18 protein-coding genes are annotated in these 17,049 nt (G+C 41.5%); 10 read left to right on the top strand and 8 right to left on the bottom strand.

Going from position 1 to position 17,049, the window contains the following annotated elements:
* The first annotated feature begins 12 nt into the window (after positions 1–12).
* Positions 13–1,209: a multidrug effflux MFS transporter gene (locus tag EHO59_RS03525; RefSeq protein WP_135584790.1), complete on the top strand. Its 1,197-nt coding sequence runs from the start codon at positions 13–15 to the stop codon at positions 1,207–1,209.
* A gap of 354 nt (positions 1,210–1,563) precedes the next feature.
* Here EHO59_RS03525 and lpxD read toward each other — a convergent pair whose 3' ends face one another.
* Positions 1,564–2,616, bottom strand: a complete 1,053-nt coding sequence (lpxD, locus tag EHO59_RS03520) for a UDP-3-O-(3-hydroxymyristoyl)glucosamine N-acyltransferase (protein ID WP_135584789.1) — start codon at positions 2,614–2,616, stop codon at positions 1,564–1,566.
* 220 nt (positions 2,617–2,836) lie between these two features.
* Between lpxD and EHO59_RS03515 the strand changes: the two genes are divergently transcribed.
* Both EHO59_RS03515 and EHO59_RS03510 read left to right on the top strand, forming a co-directional pair.
* Positions 2,837–3,769, top strand: coding sequence for a ferredoxin reductase domain-containing protein (locus EHO59_RS03515; protein ID WP_135584787.1), 933 nt, complete (start codon positions 2,837–2,839; stop codon positions 3,767–3,769).
* 122 nt (positions 3,770–3,891) lie between these two features.
* Positions 3,892–4,104, top strand: coding sequence for a transcriptional coactivator p15/PC4 family protein (locus EHO59_RS03510; protein WP_135586465.1), 213 nt, complete (start codon positions 3,892–3,894; stop codon positions 4,102–4,104).
* On the opposite strand, the gene EHO59_RS03505 is transcribed toward EHO59_RS03510, so the two are convergent.
* The gene (locus EHO59_RS03505; RefSeq protein WP_135584785.1) at positions 4,101–5,702 is read right to left on the bottom strand and encodes an anti-sigma factor antagonist; all 1,602 of its coding nucleotides are present in this window, start codon (positions 5,700–5,702) and stop codon (positions 4,101–4,103) included. The two genes, EHO59_RS03510 and EHO59_RS03505, sit on opposite strands and share 4 nt — an antisense overlap.
* 61 nt (positions 5,703–5,763) lie before the next feature.
* Between EHO59_RS03505 and EHO59_RS03500 the strand changes: the two genes are divergently transcribed.
* Genes EHO59_RS03500 through recR form a run of 4 tightly spaced genes read left to right on the top strand, consistent with a single transcriptional unit; the run spans position 5,764 to position 8,674 of the window.
* On the top strand, positions 5,764–6,222 hold the full coding sequence (locus tag EHO59_RS03500; RefSeq protein WP_135584783.1) for a deaminase: 459 nt from the start codon (positions 5,764–5,766) through the stop codon (positions 6,220–6,222).
* A 60-nt stretch (positions 6,223–6,282) separates the two neighbouring features.
* Complete coding sequence (gene dnaX / locus EHO59_RS03495; protein WP_135584781.1) at positions 6,283–7,731, top strand: DNA polymerase III subunit gamma/tau; 1,449 nt, start codon at positions 6,283–6,285, stop codon at positions 7,729–7,731.
* Between the two features lie 9 nt (positions 7,732–7,740).
* On the top strand, positions 7,741–8,088 hold the full coding sequence (locus EHO59_RS03490) for a YbaB/EbfC family nucleoid-associated protein (RefSeq protein WP_135584779.1): 348 nt from the start codon (positions 7,741–7,743) through the stop codon (positions 8,086–8,088).
* Complete coding sequence (gene recR / locus EHO59_RS03485; RefSeq protein WP_135584777.1) at positions 8,081–8,674, top strand: recombination mediator RecR; 594 nt, start codon at positions 8,081–8,083, stop codon at positions 8,672–8,674. Before EHO59_RS03490 ends, recR begins: the two co-directional genes overlap by 8 nt.
* Here the strand turns inward: recR and EHO59_RS03480 are convergent.
* Genes EHO59_RS03480 through EHO59_RS03460 form a run of 5 tightly spaced genes read right to left on the bottom strand, consistent with a single transcriptional unit; the run spans position 8,671 to position 14,560 of the window.
* Positions 8,671–10,218, bottom strand: coding sequence for a hypothetical protein (locus tag EHO59_RS03480; protein ID WP_167882074.1), 1,548 nt, complete (start codon positions 10,216–10,218; stop codon positions 8,671–8,673). The genes recR and EHO59_RS03480 overlap by 4 nt on opposite strands.
* Positions 10,219–10,245: 27 nt before the next feature.
* Positions 10,246–11,103, bottom strand: a complete 858-nt coding sequence (locus EHO59_RS03475) for a substrate-binding periplasmic protein (RefSeq protein WP_135584774.1) — start codon at positions 11,101–11,103, stop codon at positions 10,246–10,248.
* Positions 11,104–11,150: 47 nt separating this feature from the next.
* The gene (locus tag EHO59_RS03470; RefSeq protein ID WP_135584772.1) at positions 11,151–12,455 is read right to left on the bottom strand and encodes an OmpA family protein; all 1,305 of its coding nucleotides are present in this window, start codon (positions 12,453–12,455) and stop codon (positions 11,151–11,153) included.
* 52 nt (positions 12,456–12,507) lie between these two features.
* Entirely contained in the window at positions 12,508–13,761 is a 1,254-nt protein-coding gene (gene serS, locus EHO59_RS03465) for a serine--tRNA ligase (protein ID WP_135584770.1), read from the bottom strand.
* The gene (locus tag EHO59_RS03460; RefSeq protein ID WP_135584768.1) at positions 13,754–14,560 is read right to left on the bottom strand and encodes a TatD family hydrolase; all 807 of its coding nucleotides are present in this window, start codon (positions 14,558–14,560) and stop codon (positions 13,754–13,756) included. The genes serS and EHO59_RS03460 overlap by 8 nt, the downstream gene beginning before the upstream one ends.
* Before the next feature lie 192 nt (positions 14,561–14,752).
* Here EHO59_RS03460 and EHO59_RS03455 point away from each other — a divergent pair, with 192 nt between their 5' ends.
* The 3 genes from EHO59_RS03455 to EHO59_RS03445 are packed head-to-tail and all read left to right on the top strand — an operon-like array spanning position 14,753 to position 16,580.
* On the top strand, positions 14,753–15,736 hold the full coding sequence (locus tag EHO59_RS03455) for a M23 family metallopeptidase (protein WP_135584766.1): 984 nt from the start codon (positions 14,753–14,755) through the stop codon (positions 15,734–15,736).
* On the top strand, positions 15,736–16,083 hold the full coding sequence (locus EHO59_RS03450) for a bactofilin family protein (protein ID WP_135584764.1): 348 nt from the start codon (positions 15,736–15,738) through the stop codon (positions 16,081–16,083). Before EHO59_RS03455 ends, EHO59_RS03450 begins: the two co-directional genes overlap by 1 nt.
* Positions 16,080–16,580 carry a YaaR family protein gene (locus EHO59_RS03445; RefSeq protein ID WP_135584762.1) on the top strand — a complete coding sequence of 167 codons (501 nt, stop codon included), beginning with the start codon at positions 16,080–16,082 and terminating at the stop codon, positions 16,578–16,580. Before EHO59_RS03450 ends, EHO59_RS03445 begins: the two co-directional genes overlap by 4 nt.
* Here the strand turns inward: EHO59_RS03445 and EHO59_RS03440 are convergent.
* Positions 16,577–17,002, bottom strand: a complete 426-nt coding sequence (locus EHO59_RS03440; protein WP_135584760.1) for an acyl-CoA thioesterase — start codon at positions 17,000–17,002, stop codon at positions 16,577–16,579. The genes EHO59_RS03445 and EHO59_RS03440 overlap by 4 nt on opposite strands.
* Positions 17,003–17,049 lie beyond the last annotated feature (47 nt).

Here is a 17,049-nt window from a genome sequence, read left to right as displayed (position 1 = left end):
GATCCTAGGATCGTGAGTAAATCATCTAATACTATTCTTATTATACTACTAGGCATCCTAACCGCGGTAGGTCCTTTCTCTATCGATATGTACCTTCCTGGTATGGATGCAATTGCAAAAGATTTTGGGACTCCAATTTCGAATGTGCAACTAACGTTAACTAGTTTCTTTTTCGGAATTTCTTTCGGACAATTATTCTACGGCCCGATAATAGATAGATTCGGTCGTAAGACTCCTCTAATTTATGGACTCATTTTGTACATAGTGAGCTCTCTTGCTTGCGCATTGTCCGATTCAGTTTGGTCATTAGTCTTCTTTAGATTTCTCCAATCTTTAGGTGCTTGCGCAGGAATGGTAATCCCAAGAGCCGTGGTTCGAGATGTTTTCTCTCCACACGAAGGAGCAAAGGTATTCTCTCAGATCCTTTTAGTCATGGGCGTTGCTCCCATAGTGGCACCCTCCGTCGGCGGAATTCTTTTGAATTACGCGAATTGGAATATGATCTTCTACGCTTTAGCGCTCATCTCTGCCTTAACTCTTCTTCTCTCCATTTATATTTTTGATGATAAGAAAGGTGCAGATCATTCTATTTCCTTAAAACTAGGCCCGGTTTTAAAAGAATATGCCGAGGTCTTTAAGAATCCTATATTCAGGGTCTATGTTCTAACTTCCGGATTTGCTGCTTCCGTAATGTTCGCCTATATCGGAGGTTCTCCCTTCGTATTTATGGTTTTAAACGGCTTAACAAAAACTGAATATAGTTTAGTATTCAGCTTCAATGCATTCGGTTTGATCTTGTTCAGTCAGATCAATCGACTTCTCTTGAAAAAATTCGAAGCGGCCACGATCGTAAGGGTAGTGGTGTTTTCGTTCATCGGACTTTCTGTTTGCTTGGTCGCATCCAGTTTGCTCGGATTCGGATTTATTCCTATGCTCTTCTTTATTTTCTTATTAGTAAGTGCATTCGGTTTGATCGTACCAAACTGCTCAGCATTGGCCATGGCACCATTCTCTAAAAACGCAGGAAGCGCTTCCGCTTTGATGGGAGCATTGCAAATGGTATTCGGAGCAGTAGCTACTGCTGCTGTAAGTATTCTGCACGATGGAACGGAATATCCGATGCTCGTAGTGATGGGGACTTCAGGACTTCTCGCCCTGGCTTGCTTTTACTTCTTAGGAAGAAAGACCCACAAAATTAAAGAATCTTAATACTGCTCTATCACACTTGCGGGAGCAGATAGACCGGCCTCGGAGAATTCTCGAGGCCGAACAAATCTGTTCTGAAAAGAGTTTTATCTTTATTTGCGGATAGAACGCAACTCGCTAAGAAGAACCACTTTTTCAAAGGGTGGTTCTAGCAAATTGTCCGCGTAGGAATCCAACAACCTTCCCAATCTTTGTTTATGGGAAAAGTCCGGCCGAAACTGCTGGGAGTCCGGATATTCGTCCGAGATCTCAGTATTTAGTCGGCTACTCACGGGGTCCTCCGGAACTTTGGGATAAGGCGAAGAATGGCCAGTGCTTGAACCTCTGTCAAGCTGAAAGGACATAATTCGTCCAATTTCAGTCTTCGGAGCTTATGCCCAGTTTTGACTCAATCCCTTTGATCCTACGGGCCCATTTCTGGAAATTCACCACATTCTTAATATTCACACGAAGCTTTTGGAATTCAGGAAAAGTAAGACCGTAATCCCAACCTACATAAATATCCGGCTTGGTGATGGTATTCCTAACGGAAGTTCCACCTCCAACAATTGTTCCACTTGGAATGCTGATATGATCTGCGAGACCACAGCCTCCTCCGATGGTAACATTGTCTCCGATCGTGGTAGAGCCCGCGACACCTGTGTAACCGGCAATCACTACATTCTTACCTAGCACGCAGTTGTGACCAATATGCACCAGGTTATCGAATTTACATCCGTCTCCGATGACTGTATTTTCCAAACCGCCTCTATCGATTGCGCTATTGGAACCTATCTCAACATCATCGCCAACGATCACTGTTCCTACCTGAGGGATCTTGTTATGTTTTCCATTTGCGAATACGAAACGGAATCCATCTCCACCTATGGTAGCGTTTCCATGAGAACGAAATCTTTTTCCTATAATAACTTCGTGATGAATGACGGTGTTCGGTCCCAGATGAGAACCTTCGCCAATCTTAGTTCCTCTACCGATCCTAACTCCGTCTTCTAAGATCGTATTGTCTCCGATCACCGCATTCTCGCTGACTGAAGCAAAATTTCCGATATAGCAATTCTTTCCTATCTTGGCAGAAGGATGAACGTAAGCGTTCTCTTCTATCTTGGATCCGAATTGATGAGGAGGATAGATCAGATCCAAAACTTGAGCAAGGATCAAGTCAGGCTTATCAACGACCAAGCAAGGAACTTCCAATTCTTTGGAAAATTCGGAAGTAGTAAGCACAATACTGGATGCAGTCTTTTTCGCATCGGACAACATCTTCTTATTTGCAAGAAAACTAATACTGTTAGGAGTTCCGGGACTCACCGGAGATACGGACTCCGCGAATACTTTCTTAGGGTCCGCACAATTTTCAATCTTCGCTCCAGAGATCTTAGAAGCGAGTTCGTCTAGAGTATATCTAGCCATTGAGATCCTCTCTCTGCATTTCTATAATCTACCAAGCTAATCTTAGTTCGAATTCGGATCTATCTCAAATTTATATCTATTTGAACAGGCGATCAGGCATAAAGAGGACATAATATAGCTTATAAAGCCTTCTTATATAGCAAATATCCCGTTTGACGAATTAGCTTCCGAAAAAAATCTGTAATCCAATAGAAATCGAATTCAGGACCCATCCCCGAGTATGAAGCCAGTTAGAGAGCCGCAAATCAATATATTCAAAAAATCGAGCCCGCTGAAGGCGAGAGTGATCAGCAATGAACTTCTTACGCCTGAACCTGGCAAAGGCAAACGCCCTAAGAAAGAAGGCGAATCACTGATCCATAGGATCACATTAGCGATCGATCACGGACAATATCCTTATGTGATCGGTCAATCTGGCGGTATTATTCCTCCTGGGGAAGATCCTGAGAAAAAAGCGAAAGGCCTTGCTGATGCAAGCTTTACAGTTCGTTTATATTCGATTGCTTCTCCTAGCTATTCTTTCGGAATGAAAGAAGACACAATCGAATTCGTTATCAAAAGAGATAACGTGTATGATGCAGATGGCAATGTTCAGTTCAAAGGAGTTTGCTCCAACTACGTTTGCGATCTGAAAGAAGGCGACGAGGTTATCATGACCGGTCCTTCTGGAAAGAAATTCCTTCTTCCTACTGCTGACTTTAGCGGAGACATCATGTTCCTTGCTACAGGAACTGGAATCGCTCCTTTCATCGGAATGAGTGAAGAGCTCTTAGAACACAAACTTATCAACTTCACAGGTAATATCATTCTTGTATATGGAGCTCCTTATTCAGACGAGCTCGTACTCATGGAATATCTAAAAGGACTGGAGCAGAAGTTTCCTAACTTCAAACTAGTGACTGCAATTTCAAGAGAGGAAAAAAATCCTTTCGATGGCGGCAGAATGTATATCTCTCACCGAGTCAAAATGTTAGAAGCAGAAGTGAAGAAGGTTCTTTCTTCCGGTGGACGTTTCTATATTTGCGGTGGTCCGAAAGGAATGGAAAAAGGAGTGATCGAAGAGATCCAAAAGATCGATGGAAATTCTTCTACTTACGAAGAATTCAAACATCATTTGGAAGGAGCTCACCAGCTCTTCGTTGAAACCTACTAATCGGTTTCGGATCCATTCTATTTTTATAAAGGGCTCCCTTTCGGGGGCCTTTTTTTATGAAAACGGCTGGAAATCCAAAACCAAGAATTTACTCTCGTGCAGTCAAAGGAGTCGAGGCATTCATGAGTGTAGTTCGAGATATAGACAAAGGCAAAGGTGAAATCATCCGAGTTGAGATTTCCGAATTCAAAGGAAACAAGTATCTAAACCTAAGAGTTTGGTACACAGACAGCGAAGGGGAATACAAACCTACTCAAAAAGGTATCGCTATTCCGGTTGGTTTGTACTCGGAAGTAAAGGACGCTATTCTCGCTGCGGAAAGTTTGCTAAGCTAAACCTTGCTCTCGATCCAGGCCTGTAACAGGCTCTGCGCTTCTTCTTCTGTTTCTGCGGAACGTATATGAGATTCTAATCTTGTAATGGAGAACACTTTCTTTACGGAAGCTCGTAAATTACTTACGATCAATTCTCCTCCTCTCTTTCTTAGCCAGCCCGCAATCTGGATCAACATCCCAATGGCAGAGGAATCTATATAAGAAGATTTTGATAGATTGAATACGATATATCTGTATCCTTCCTTCATCTTCTCTTGGATAGAGCCCTTGATCTCAGGACATCTATACAAATCTATATCCTCTGCGGATCGGAAGCAGTAGATCTGATCGTGATATTCCACACCGTCATCCGGAAAGGATTCCTGCGTTCCATATTGCAATTCGGAGGCAGAAGCAACCAAATGTTTGGCAGCACTCGGTGAGTTTTCGAGGATCCGATTCTTTAAAGAGCTTACTCGGAAACCCAATGTTTGTAATACTTCAGGAGCCAACTCTTCCTTCTCGTTGATCTCTTTGATCAAATCATTGAGTAGTCCGATTGACTCTTCCGTATAACCTTCTTTTAAGAGTGTTCCGGCTTTTCGTAATCCTTTGCCTGTCTTAGCAATCGTAGCCTCGACAACTACGTCTGCGTCTTCTTTCCCGGATTCGTCTTTCCAATCCAAAGCAAGATCAAAACTCTTTTGCTCCAGCTTAGCGCCTTCGCTCAGCTCGTAGTAACTTGCAGAAATTTTAATATTCTCAGGAGTATCTTTTTTAGTCGGACGCATTTGGACTACGATGCTTTTCACATCATCTGCTCTCATGTCTCCGACTTCGATGACTAAGGATTTGGATCTTCCCGCTTCTTCTGGATCCGGTTCCAAGTAGGAAGAAACTTCAGAAACTACGTCGTGATAGTCCATTCCCTTCGGAAATTCAACTCTCAACTCTATCGATTGAGCGTACAGTGTACCTATATCTCCGAATTCCTTAAAGAAAATATCGCCAGTCTCTTCGGGAGTTTCCACATAATAGAAATTTCCTCCGCCGGATTCGGCGATCTCTTTCAGAAGAATCTCGTTAAAATCATTTCCGAAACCAATGACAGTTGTACTGATTCCTTTCTTATACGCGTCTGAAGCGATTTGAATCAGTTGGACAGGATCCTTGATGCCCAGGGTAGGATTTCCATCCGTTAAAAGTATGACTCTCTTATAACCGTCTGCGAGTGGATGAAGTTCTAAAGTTCTTAGAACATGCAACCAACCACCGCTTAAATTGGTAGAAGTTCCCACTTGTATGGAATTCAAACGATGTATGACAGAATTTTTTTCGGCAAGAGGAACTAAGGGTTGAATGACCTGAACATCCTCTGCATAAGCAACTGCAGTTAGAAAATCTCTTCGGGTTAGCCAATTCACAAGAGAAGAAGAGGCCTGTACTACTGCATCCATCTTACTTCCTTTCATGGACCAACTTCTATCCAAGGCCAAGCCAAGAACGAGAGGTTGCCTCTGAGAATTTGCAGGCCCAGTAGGAGAGTTCAATCGTATAAGAAGGGTATTGGTCTTTGCGGGAGAACCGGCCGGTCTCAGAAGTTTGGCCGAAAGAATCATGCGCTAAAAAAAACCATTTGCTTCCGTTAAGAGCAAGTAGAATTTAAAAGAGAACACGAAAATGAAGGCTGAAATAATACAATCTGTTCTCTCTTCCTTTCTAGAACGTTTTGCCGAAATACGTTCGGAAAATTTACACGAGATCCCGAGTTTCACACAGATTTACAAAGAGAAAGACTTAATTTGCGAAGCCTTTAATTCTGTGGAAACTTCTGAAGATTCAGCCTTACATAGCGAAGTCATTGCCATCACTAAGGCCAAAGAGATCCGTAAAGAAAGATATCTAAACGAATGTTTTTTAATCACTACTTTAGAGCCATGCTTAATGTGTGGAGGCTCCATTCTACTTTCCAGAATACCTCATGTGGCTTATCTCGTGCCGGCAAAGCAAGGAGAAGGGATCTCTTCTATTCCTGTAGAGACAATCTATAGTCGTAATTTTTTTCCGGAGCTTCTTCTTCTTAAATCAGAAGAGATAACCGAGATCTTCAAAACTTTCTTCAAGGATAAGAGAAATTAACCGAGCTTTTCGGCTTTTCCTCCTTTCTCCTATTAGGCTATTTGGTAAAATAAGAAGTATATGGCCGGAAATCACGAAGTTCTCTCACGTAAGTACCGCCCTCAAAGATTTCGAGATGTAATTCACCAGAACCTCGCAATCGGAGCCTTGCAGAATGCGGTTAAGTCCGGCAAGATAGGTCACGCCTATATTTTTTTCGGGCCAAGAGGAGTGGGCAAGACCACGATCGCCCGTATCTTTGCAAAGAGACTGAACTGTCAAAACCCGATAGATAATGAGCCTTGCAATGAATGCGATTCTTGCATGGAAATTACAAAAGGAATTTCAGGAGATGTGCTTGAGATAGATGCAGCGAGCAATCGAGGTATCGAGAATATCAGAGAGCTAAGAGATAACGTAAAGTTCACTCCGATGGGCGGTAAGTATAAAGTGTACATCATAGATGAGGTACACATGCTAACCGACCAATCTTTCAATGCATTACTAAAGACGTTAGAAGAGCCACCGGCCCACGTTGTGTTCGTGCTCGCTACTACCGAATATCATAAGATCCCTGAAACCATTCTATCCCGTTGTCAGGATTTTATTTTTAAGAAGGTTCCTCTTTCAGTTCTCCAAGACTATGCAGAGAATCTATGTAAAGAAGAGAACACCAAGTACGACTCCGAAGGATTATTTTGGGTCGCAAAGAAGGGAGACGGTTCTGTTCGAGACATGCTCTCTTTTATGGAGCAAGCATTAGTTTTTACTGATAATCGTTTGCTCGGTTCAGAAATCAGAAAAATGATCGGATACCACGGTATCGATTTTCTTTCCGATTTTATTAAAAGTCTTTTAGCTTCTGACAATCATTCCAAGTCGTTAGAAATCATCGAAGGTCTTTACCAAGAAGGCCAAGACATCTTTAAATTTCTTTGGGATTCGATCGAATTCACTCATACACTTTGTCTTCTCAAAGACTCCGTTGCGGATTCAGAATCTGCAAATTATCCTAGAGAAGATCTACAAAAGATGAGAAAAGATTTCGAATCCTTCGATCTCGTTTCTTTGAATAAACTTTCTTTCCGCTTATTCGAGCTGTTTGAGAAAGCAAAAAACTTACGTCTTCGCAATTCATTCGAGATCAAGATCTTCATAGAAATCCAAATCAAAAAACTGACGGAAGATTTAGCGAAACCTAGTCTTTCCGGTTTGGTCGATCGGATCAATCATCTCATTCTGATGATCCAAGAACCTGATTCTGGATCTTCTATTTTGTCCGACTCTTTGCAAAAATCGGTTTCTACTCCACCTAAAGAAGCTCCTAACCCAAAGCCGGTTCAGGTTCAGGCGGAGTCTAAAACTCAGGCTGAACCTGCTAAAGCAAAACCGGAAACGCTAGGAATTTCTGCTCTAGAAGATATGGCTAAAGAAGTTTCTTCTGAAGACGCAGAATGGGAAAAGTCCTTTAAGAATGAATTTCTTGGCACGGATGTAGATCCGTCCAAGGTTCCCAAGATAGGACTCTGAGGAGAGACAATGTTCGAAAATCTTAAGAATGCTTCCGAGATCTTTTCCAAGATGGGCGAGATGCGCGGAAAGATGGAAGAGATTAAAAAGAGAATCTCGAACCTGAGAGTCGTTGGTGACGCAGGTGCGGGAATGGTCCAGGTTACTTCTACAGGAGATGGGACCATTGTGGACGTAAAGATCAATCGTACTCTATTTGATTCAGAAGACAATAAGATGATGGAAGACCTAGTCCTCGCCGCGACGAACGATGCGCTCAACAAAGCGAAACAAGCTGCGGAATATGAACTCAAATCCGTAACTGGCGGCCTAGACTTATCGGAGATTTCCAAATTATTCGGCGGTAACTTTGGCTGAGCATTTAATCGAAGGAATGGTAAATGCACTCTCTTCTCTACCTGGTATTGGTAGAAAGAGCGCATATCGTATTAGTTTTCATTTACTGCGTCAGGATCCGGCAGTATTTAACGGATTCATCCAAAGCATTTCGGATGTAAAAGGAAGAATACGATTTTGCGCTCGTTGTGGTTCCTATTCGGAAGAAGAGATCTGTAATCTTTGTAGTTCAGATAAAAGAGAAAGCCATACAGTTTGTGTGGTAGAACAACCCGAAGATGTATTCTTCATCGAAAATACCGGCGAATTCAAGGGTAGATACCATGTACTCAACGGAGTCATCTCCCCTTTAGAAGGTATTGGTCCACAAGATCTCAGAATCAGGGAATTATTGGAAAGAATCCAACCGGAAGAAATCAAAGAAGTCCTAGTCGCTACTAACCCTACTTTAGAAGGCGATGCCACCGCCGATTATATTCATCATCAATTAAAAAATTATAATGTAACAGTAACAAGGATCGCTTACGGGATCACCGTGGGAGGATCGATAGAATTGGCCGACCAATACACTTTGGGCCGAGCTATCCGTTCTCGTTTGAAACTTTAGAATCTGTGCTCGGCAGTAACGAACAATTCATGTAGAACTGTTCCGTGAGTGGTATCCAAGAATGCTTTCAGTCCATTCCCCGCTATGAAATAACCGGAACGAAGAAGGATCTGCATATCTCGGAACGCACTGTACCTAAGGTTCAAGTTATATTCCTGACCGAAATATGCGGATGTTTGATAAAAGTTATCCGCATTATAAAAACGATTATTATCCATCAACGGGGACTTGGTTCCGTAAAGACGATAATAACCCACAGTTAAAACCAAGGGACCCGAGAGAACAATATCAGAATACAATCCATATTCATAGAGGCCGCTCATATCCTTACCTGAGAATAATGCGTAACCTCCCGTAAAGTCGTTCGCAATGTTCGAGAGTGAGTAACCAGGAAGTAAGGTTCGATAACCGTTCCCATGCAAATTGGACTTGGTCCCGTCTTTCTCATAGCCAGGCCTTCCCGTAGAACCAGAACCCATCATAGTAAAACTTAAAGACTCATTATACCGATATGAGAGCTGGGTATCAAAGAAACCACCTTTGATATTGTATAGATCGTATTTATCTTGGACCACATTCCCGCTTGCATCTCTGTATGGATTCAGGGATTTCACTCTTCCGTGATTATAGATCCCGTGAACTACGAGTGTAAAATCGGAGAAATTGAATTCATTAAACAGACCGTGCCAAAACAAATCGCTCGAATCACTTGTCTGCGAAACTGTTCCATAAACTCCAGTAACGGTTTGTAGATCTCTTAGGTTATCATCCAAATAAAAAGTATAAAGCTCATGCTTCGCATTGTTAAAGAAGCTAGTCTTTATCTTATAAAAATAAATATTCGAGCCTTGGTAATTTTTATCCGAGTACGCATTCTGATCTAGATCGGTGAAATTATTCTGCTGAGCGACAAACCAACCACCTTCCAGAGTTGTATTCCAATCTCGAATGTCCTTGGTCAAGTTCACCCCTGTTCCCGGAATAAATACAACTCTACCTTGCGCAGAAGTAAATAGCTGAAGACCTACTCTTGCTGAAAAACCTTTCTCAGGTAATTTGAAATTCAAATACAAGAAGTTTGTTTGTATGTTCACGGCTGAGCTAAAAGTAGCCTGTCCGCCTTGTCCTGGGCCAACTGTCGAAGACTGAGTGACCCCTCTTCCTCCGAAAATAATATCACCGATCTGAACACCTACCAAAGCTTCGAAATATTTCGAAGTGGAGAAGTTCATGTTCAAGGTCATCCTAGTGTCGTAGTAGGTTTGGTCTTCTTTCTGAGGACTCGTAGTAGTCGGAAGCCCTTTCTCTCTAGCAGTTAGTTCGTCTTGAAATGACTGAGCGACTTGCTGGTTGTACTGATTCAAAAAAGTCTGACGGTTATAAGGCGTCACTGGAGTTTGACGAGTGGTATAAATATCTCTTCCTAAGTTGAATGCGCGAACCCTGTAGTTTCCTTGAAAATCGATCTTTGTTTTTTCTTCCACCTCTTGTGCCGACAGAGAAACGCCCGCAAAAAAGAATATAGAGAGAATGCAAAATCTGATCTTTGAAAACGAAAGTCTTAACACGGATTATTTAACCCATCCGCTTCCGAGAAAATATTTAGATCTAAGTCCTTCGATCACTGCAGTGCGCTTCAATTCTTTAATGAAGAAGTTGAAATTATCAGCAAAGACAAGATCGTTCATAGGCATAGCCGCACTTATGTACTCGTCCATAACAGGATTCACAAGCGCAACATAACTAGCCCTTAAACTCGGTTGTCGTTGCAGAAGAGAAAGAATATACAAACTATCCGCTACGAAGCAAGTAACATTCCCCTTAACCAAAGAATCGAGAGCGACTGAATCTGAAAGGTAACTATAGATTAGGTTCTTACTGAATCTTCTTAAAAGATAATTATGATTAGTAGTATTCGATCTTACTGAAAAAGACAAAGCGTTGATCACTGCCAAGTCTTCGATAGATTTAAAAGTACGAGTGGTTACGATACTTCCTTCCGGCTCCGGAGGAAGTGAACGCTTATAAACCAAGCCGGCAGGTGTGGTAAGAAGATAAGGATCCGAAAAGGTTACCGACTTTCCACGAGTCAGGTCCGTAGACATTCCGGCAAGAGCCATGTCGATTGTACCGGCCGCAATCTCATCCGAAAATTGGCGAAATGTCTTGAGAGGTTTTACCTTGAGAGCAACTCCAAGATAATCCGCATAAAGTTTTGCGAGCTCCATATCAAAGCCTGGAAAACCGTCTTTAGGATCTTGGATATAAAAAGGCTCATATACTCTGTTTACTCCGACGACCAATTCTTTCTTTGCAAGAATCTGATCCAGTCTGGACGAAAGTATTTTATTCTGCGCGAACGCAGAGGATGAAATGAAAATGATAAGAGCCGATAAGAAGGCCGGCCGAATGCTTCTCGGCTTCTTCATGATACCTAAGTTATCGGCATCTTTTGTATATAAAAGGAGTTTTTACTTTATTCTATAATCTGAAATTCGGTGCGGCGATTCTTGCCATCCGTTTCTGGGTTTTTCTCAGAATAGAGAGGCTCCTGGCTTCCTTTTCCATCTGTGGAAAGTCGGGTCCCAGCAATTCCCTTTTTCTGTAAATAATCCCGAACCGCAGACGATCTTTGGCGACTTAATTCCAAATTGTCCTTAGGATCTCCATGAAGATCTGTATGCCCAGTAATCTTGAGTTTTATATTCGGATTTTCTTTTAAAAAGTCCGCTAAACGGTCCAAGATCGGTAGAGATTCTTCTTCGATCTCAAAAGATGCGGTTCTAAAGTGGATGGACTCTAAAGAGATTTTCTTACTCTTCTTCAGATCTTCCCATTCATTTTGCGGAGAAAATTCGTAGATATCATAGTTCCCTCCTTCATTTGCTAGCCTGCAAAAGTACGCATTTTTACCGTCCGACGCTTCTAAGAAGAAGGCTTCGTCACCCTTCGAATTAACTATCGGTCCAAGATTCACTGGAGTAGTAAAACTTCCATCTGCCTTGATCTCAGATTTATAAATATCTAATCCACCAAAGCCACCAGGACGGTTGGAAGAAAAATACAAATACTTTCCATCACGACTCACTGTTGCGCCTAGCTCAGCGTATTCAGTGTTGATAGGTTTATCTAAGGCGAATGCTTCCTTCCAGGCCTCATTCTTAAATTCGGAAATATAAATATCGGACTCGGAAACTTTACCAAAAGGATATCTGGTAAATAATAAGAAGGTTCCATATAAGAAAGGATTCTCCTCAATCTCGGGAGTATTCACTTCTTGTGGAAGAGGCATGGGTCTCTCCCAGCGGCCATTTGCAAAATTAGAATAATATAAATCTCTAGAGACCCCGATCCTTCCGCTAGACAATTGGAACTCAATGCTTCCGTCTCGATTGGAAGAAAAGATAATCTCCTTCTCATCTCCCGTTATGAAAGGACTCTGATCATCAAAGTTAGAGTTTAATTCTCTGATCTCGATTCCTTTGCTCCAAGAATCGCCTTTCTTGATCGACTTATATAGATCAGAATAATTCGAGTTCTGCCTTTTCGAATAATAATACAATGTCTTTCCATCTTGAGAAAGACTAATGCCGAATTCGTTCAATCCAGTATTGATCTCTCCTTTCAGAGGAGAGACTTTGCCTTGAGAAACTTGATCAGCGGTAAAGATAGAAGTCCCGCTTAGAAGAAGTAGTAATAGTATAAAGATCAGATTAGAAACGGATGCACCGCTTTTTATTCGAGACTTTTTAGACAGAAGAGTACGGTAAAAGGAAACCATACTCTAACTATCTGCTTTTTAAAGGAAAACCTAAGCGCTTTCCTTTAAAAAATTAAAGATACTGTTTCAATACTTCCGGAAATTCGATGCTACCGTCTTCTTTTTGGTATGTTTCCATGACTGCGGCAAGAGTTCTACCTATTGCTAAGCCGGAACCATTCAAAGTATGAACGAGTTGATTCTTACCATCTTTGGATTTATAGCGGATCTTTCCTCGTCTGGCTTGAAAATCTTTGAAATTTGAAACCGAAGAAATTTCCATCCAGCGATTCAAACCAGGCATCCAGACTTCCAAATCATAAGTCTTGGAAGAAGCAGCCGAAATATCTCCGCTGCATAACAGCATCACTCTATAACGGATTCCTAATTTCTTAAGGATATTCTCCGCATGAGAGAGCATTTTCTTATGTTCTTCTTCTGAATCTTCCGGTTTTGCGAATTTAACTAGTTCCACTTTTTGGAATTGATGCACTCGCACCAAACCTCTAGTGTCCTTTCCGTAAGAACCGGCTTCTCTTCTGAAACAAGAAGTATGAGCAGTAATCGATATAGGAAGTTGTGCTTCCGGAATAATCTCATCTCTATATAAATTCGTGAGAGGTACTTCAGCAGTAGGAATTAAATTCAGATCATCCCGATCTAGGCGATAGTATTCGTCCTTGAACTTAGGATACTGGCCAGTAGTGAGCATACAATCGTCGTTCACCATTACAGGAACCCAAACTTCTGTATATCCGTGCTCTTTAGTATGAGTCTCTAACATAAAATTGGCAAGGGCTCTTTCTAACTTAGCTCCCAGACCGAAATAGGTATAAGCCCTCGCGCCGGCTAGCTTTGTGCCCTTCTCAAAATTAAACCAACCTAAAGCTTCTCCCAATTCGAAGTGAGGCTTAGGTTGAAACTTGTAATCCCGATTATCTCCTACTTCATACAGAACCTTATTATCATGCTCGTTCTTTCCTGTAGGAACATCTTGATCCAATATATTCGGTAGACCTAAATTGATATCGGTAAGCTTTGTCTCTTCGACTTCTAGAGAATCTTCGATTTTTTTGATTTTATCTCCAATCTCTTTTACTGCAGCAGACGCCGCCGCAATATCTCCGCCTGCTTGCTTTACTTTTCCGATTTCTTTGCTTGCCTTATTTCTTTCTTCTCTAAGAACATCAGCCTCTTTCTGAAGATCTTTCCTTTTTAAAATGATAGAAGCAAGTTCATCAAGGACCGCAAGATCCTTGAATCCTCTTCTCTCTAAGTTAGCTTTTAATTCTTCAGTGTTTTCGGTAATATATTTCAGATCAATCATGATGGTACGCCTTCCTTTGCGTGAATTTTAAGGAATTATTATATAGAATCTTTTCTACTTCTGCGTTCGGTTCTTTTCGAAGAGAGAACATCTTCTCCAAGACAAACTTAGTATAAGCGGGTTCGTTTCTCTTTCCTCTAAAAGGAGGAGGAGCCAAAAAAGGAGCATCTGTCTCAATCAACATGCTTTCTAATGGTAATTTTTCGGCTGCTTCTTGGATATCTCTAGCATTCTTAAAAGCAAGAATTCCCGAAAAAGAAATATAGTATCCTAGATCCACAAGCTTCTTCGCAGTCGGATAATCATACGTGAAACAATGGATCACTCCGAATGCTTTGTCTCTATGCTCTTTTAAAAGAGATACTGTATCTTCTGCGGCATCTCTTGAATGGATCACCACCGGCAAAGAAAGTTTGCCTGACGCATCTAAGAATGAATGCAACACATCCGCCTGATACGCTTTAGTCGAGTCGTCGTGATAATAATCCAAACCGATCTCTCCGATCGCGCATAACCTTTTATCTAAAATGTTTTCGCGGATCAATGTCAGAATTTCTTCTTTTTTGGGAAATTCATGAGTCTCGGTTGGGTGACAACCTATCGAATAAAATACCTCAAGCTCTTCGTCTGAATATTTTTCGGATAGACCTTTCGCTCTAATTGAACTCTCAAGATCGATTCCAATCTGGACGATCTTTTTTATACCGAATTCTTTAGCGTTTCGCAGTGATTGTGCAACTTCCAGGCCTTGCTCTTGTATTATATCTAAGTGGCAATGCGTATCGATGATCGAGTACATGTGAAATGTCTTTTAAAAGGCAGTTTTCATGATTTGTATTGACTGGAAAGAGAATTTTTTAGAATCCTTACAGCATAACAAAAGAACGAGGAAATTCGATAATTCGGGACATAATAACTTGGATCAAAAGATCCAGGCAATTGAAGTCCGATCCGCATATCGACCACCTCACTTTGAAACGGACTATAAGTAGTGAATCTTAAATCCTATCTTGCATTACTGTATTATCGCCTCAGATATAAATACCAAGATCTGAAGTTGAAACTTGATATTAAGATCGCTAATTGGAATAAGAAAGGCAAAGAACGCCTAACTGTGATGGTGATTCCTCACTCGGAACAGAAGACCATCAATTTCCATATCTCTTACAGAGCCATTACTATCTTTATCGGAACCATTCTGGTTCTTCTTTTAATCAGCTCAATCAATGTGTTGAGCCATTCAGGATCTATTCACCAGCTTACTGAGTTAAACCTTTCCAACCAGGACTTCATTCGTCAGTCTGCAAAGATGAAAGAAGAGATCAACGGTCTACATGAGCACGTTGAATATTATCACAATCATGTTGGTGCTCTTTACGGAAGACTTACAGGTGATAATTCCAAGGTAGCAAAAGGAATCGGCGGAGCGGAGAAGTTGAATACCGAGCCCGGCAAAGCACTTCCACCAGGAGCTGAAGTCTTCCGATTGAAGGAAGATGTTCACAACCTAAAGGTAGCGAACGAACTTACCCAAGAAATCATTAGTATATTAAAGAAACGTAAAAATCTTATTCGCCAGACTCCATCTATTTGGCCTGTGAAAGGTTATGTTCTGTATCCTTATGGCGAATACCTAAACCCTGTAACTGCAAGAAGAGACTTTAACAACGGACTTGATATCGGAGCCTTTGCTGGTTCTGAAGTTGTTGCAACGGCACCAGGAACTGTGTATGAGATCGGATATACTCGTAATACTGGCTACTTTGTAAAAGTGGCTCATAAATTCGGTTGGAAAACGATCTACTCTAACTTAGATCGCGTGAAGGTAAAAGCCAACCAACAAGTCTCCAAATCGGAAGTGTTAGGATTTGTAGGTAAATCTGAGAACAGTCCGCAATACAGTCTTCATTATGAAATTCATGTGGGCACAAGAGCAATCGATCCGTTTGCATTCTTAAACCAGATCCAAGACTGATGGCCCATACCGAAGAGCAATTAGCAGTAAATAGCATCATCGGCGAAGGAGCCGAATTCAACGGAGAGTTCAAACTTTCCGGACTCCTTCGTATAGACGGGATTTTTCGAGGTACTATAAAAACCGACGGAAAAGTCCTAATCGGAAAGACCGGAATCGTCGATACGGATATTAAAGCTCGTATTGTCGTCGCCGGCGGTGAGATTAATGGGAATATTTTCGCGTCGGAACGAGTGACTCTGCTCGCCAGTTGCCGCATGAAAGGTGATATCATCACTCCCAAAGTGGTTATGGAAGAAGGAGTGCAATTCGAGGGAAATTGTAAGATTAACCCGACTTCGCATTGAAAATCCAATCACAAGATCCTCGCAGAGAATCACGCAGAAAGAGAGACTTTGGTCTTTCTCTATCTTCTTCTTTATACCAGCCAGTTCCTAGTCCGGTTTCAGATGCGCAGATCCCGGATTCAAAGAGTGAGTTCTTTGATCTTGTAGAGCATTTACTTCCATACAATCAAGAAAGAACGAGAGACCTGAATTCTCTACTAAGAGATTTACCGGATGCAGAACGTAATTTTCTGAAGTCTCCGAGCTATGCGAATCTCGAAGTTTACAAAAGAATCGTACAAGGGATCTTGAAAGAAGTCTTAGAAAGAAATACGAGTCTAGAGACTTTGAGAACAAGAGCCAGAGGCGGTTCGGAAAAAGTATACCAAGTAGTTCAAATCGTTGATGATAAGATCCAAACACTTGCCGACTTTATAGTTCATCCTGAGAATTCTACGTTTGATCTCATGAAGAGAATGGAAGATATTCGCGGTCTCTTAGTAGATTTGATGAATTAAACTTGGGTCTTAGATCCTAAGTTCTTAAACACATCCGGAAGTCTTGCGGGCTTTCTGGATTCTAAAACTAAAAACGCCCAAGTCAATTCTCCAGTACAAATTAAAGTATCATCTGATACTTTTCGAATTTGTAAATCCCATCGGATACTCGCAGGCTTAATCTCTCCCGCTTTGATATAAACTTTCAGTTCTTCGTCAAATCTCGCAGGCGATTTGTATTCAATCAAAGAGCGAGTTACGACAAAATCCAGACCATTCTTTTCTAACTCGTACTTGTAGTCATACTCCAAGTATCTCATGTATTCGTTGAGAGCCGTATCGAAGTAGGTAAGATAATGCGCGTTGAATACTACAGCCTGGACATCGATCTCGGAATAACGGACTCTAAGAGTGTAATAAAATTCCTGATCTGCTGAGCTCATGCATTATACTTGCTTCGCTCAGAAAGCTCGTCATCGATAATTTTGAA

Origin of the sequence: Leptospira semungkisensis (genome assembly GCF_004770055.1) — a bacterium.
GTDB classification, from domain to species: domain Bacteria; phylum Spirochaetota; class Leptospiria; order Leptospirales; family Leptospiraceae; genus Leptospira_B; species Leptospira_B semungkisensis.
This window is presented reverse-complemented; position numbering and strand designations above follow the sequence as displayed.

What these genes read in the sequence shown, in the direction of transcription:
- lpxD (WP_135584789.1), bottom strand. Translation starts at nt 2,616, where the DNA reads ATGGCTAGATATACTCTAGACGAACTCGCTTCTAAGATCTCTGGAGCG.
- EHO59_RS03515 (WP_135584787.1), top strand. Translation starts at nt 2,837, where the DNA reads ATGAAGCCAGTTAGAGAGCCGCAAATCAATATATTCAAAAAATCGAGC.
- EHO59_RS03510 (WP_135586465.1), top strand. Translation starts at nt 3,892, where the DNA reads ATGAGTGTAGTTCGAGATATAGACAAAGGCAAAGGTGAAATCATCCGA.
- EHO59_RS03505 (WP_135584785.1), bottom strand. Translation starts at nt 5,702, where the DNA reads ATGATTCTTTCGGCCAAACTTCTGAGACCGGCCGGTTCTCCCGCAAAG.
- EHO59_RS03500 (WP_135584783.1), top strand. Translation starts at nt 5,764, where the DNA reads ATGAAGGCTGAAATAATACAATCTGTTCTCTCTTCCTTTCTAGAACGT.
- dnaX (WP_135584781.1), top strand. Translation starts at nt 6,283, where the DNA reads ATGGCCGGAAATCACGAAGTTCTCTCACGTAAGTACCGCCCTCAAAGA.
- EHO59_RS03490 (WP_135584779.1), top strand. Translation starts at nt 7,741, where the DNA reads ATGTTCGAAAATCTTAAGAATGCTTCCGAGATCTTTTCCAAGATGGGC.
- EHO59_RS03475 (WP_135584774.1), bottom strand. Translation starts at nt 11,103, where the DNA reads ATGAAGAAGCCGAGAAGCATTCGGCCGGCCTTCTTATCGGCTCTTATC.
- EHO59_RS03470 (WP_135584772.1), bottom strand. Translation starts at nt 12,455, where the DNA reads ATGGTTTCCTTTTACCGTACTCTTCTGTCTAAAAAGTCTCGAATAAAA.
- serS (WP_135584770.1), bottom strand. Translation starts at nt 13,761, where the DNA reads ATGATTGATCTGAAATATATTACCGAAAACACTGAAGAATTAAAAGCT.
- EHO59_RS03460 (WP_135584768.1), bottom strand. Translation starts at nt 14,560, where the DNA reads ATGTACTCGATCATCGATACGCATTGCCACTTAGATATAATACAAGAG.
- EHO59_RS03450 (WP_135584764.1), top strand. Translation starts at nt 15,736, where the DNA reads ATGGCCCATACCGAAGAGCAATTAGCAGTAAATAGCATCATCGGCGAA.
- EHO59_RS03440 (WP_135584760.1), bottom strand. Translation starts at nt 17,002, where the DNA reads ATGAGCTCAGCAGATCAGGAATTTTATTACACTCTTAGAGTCCGTTAT.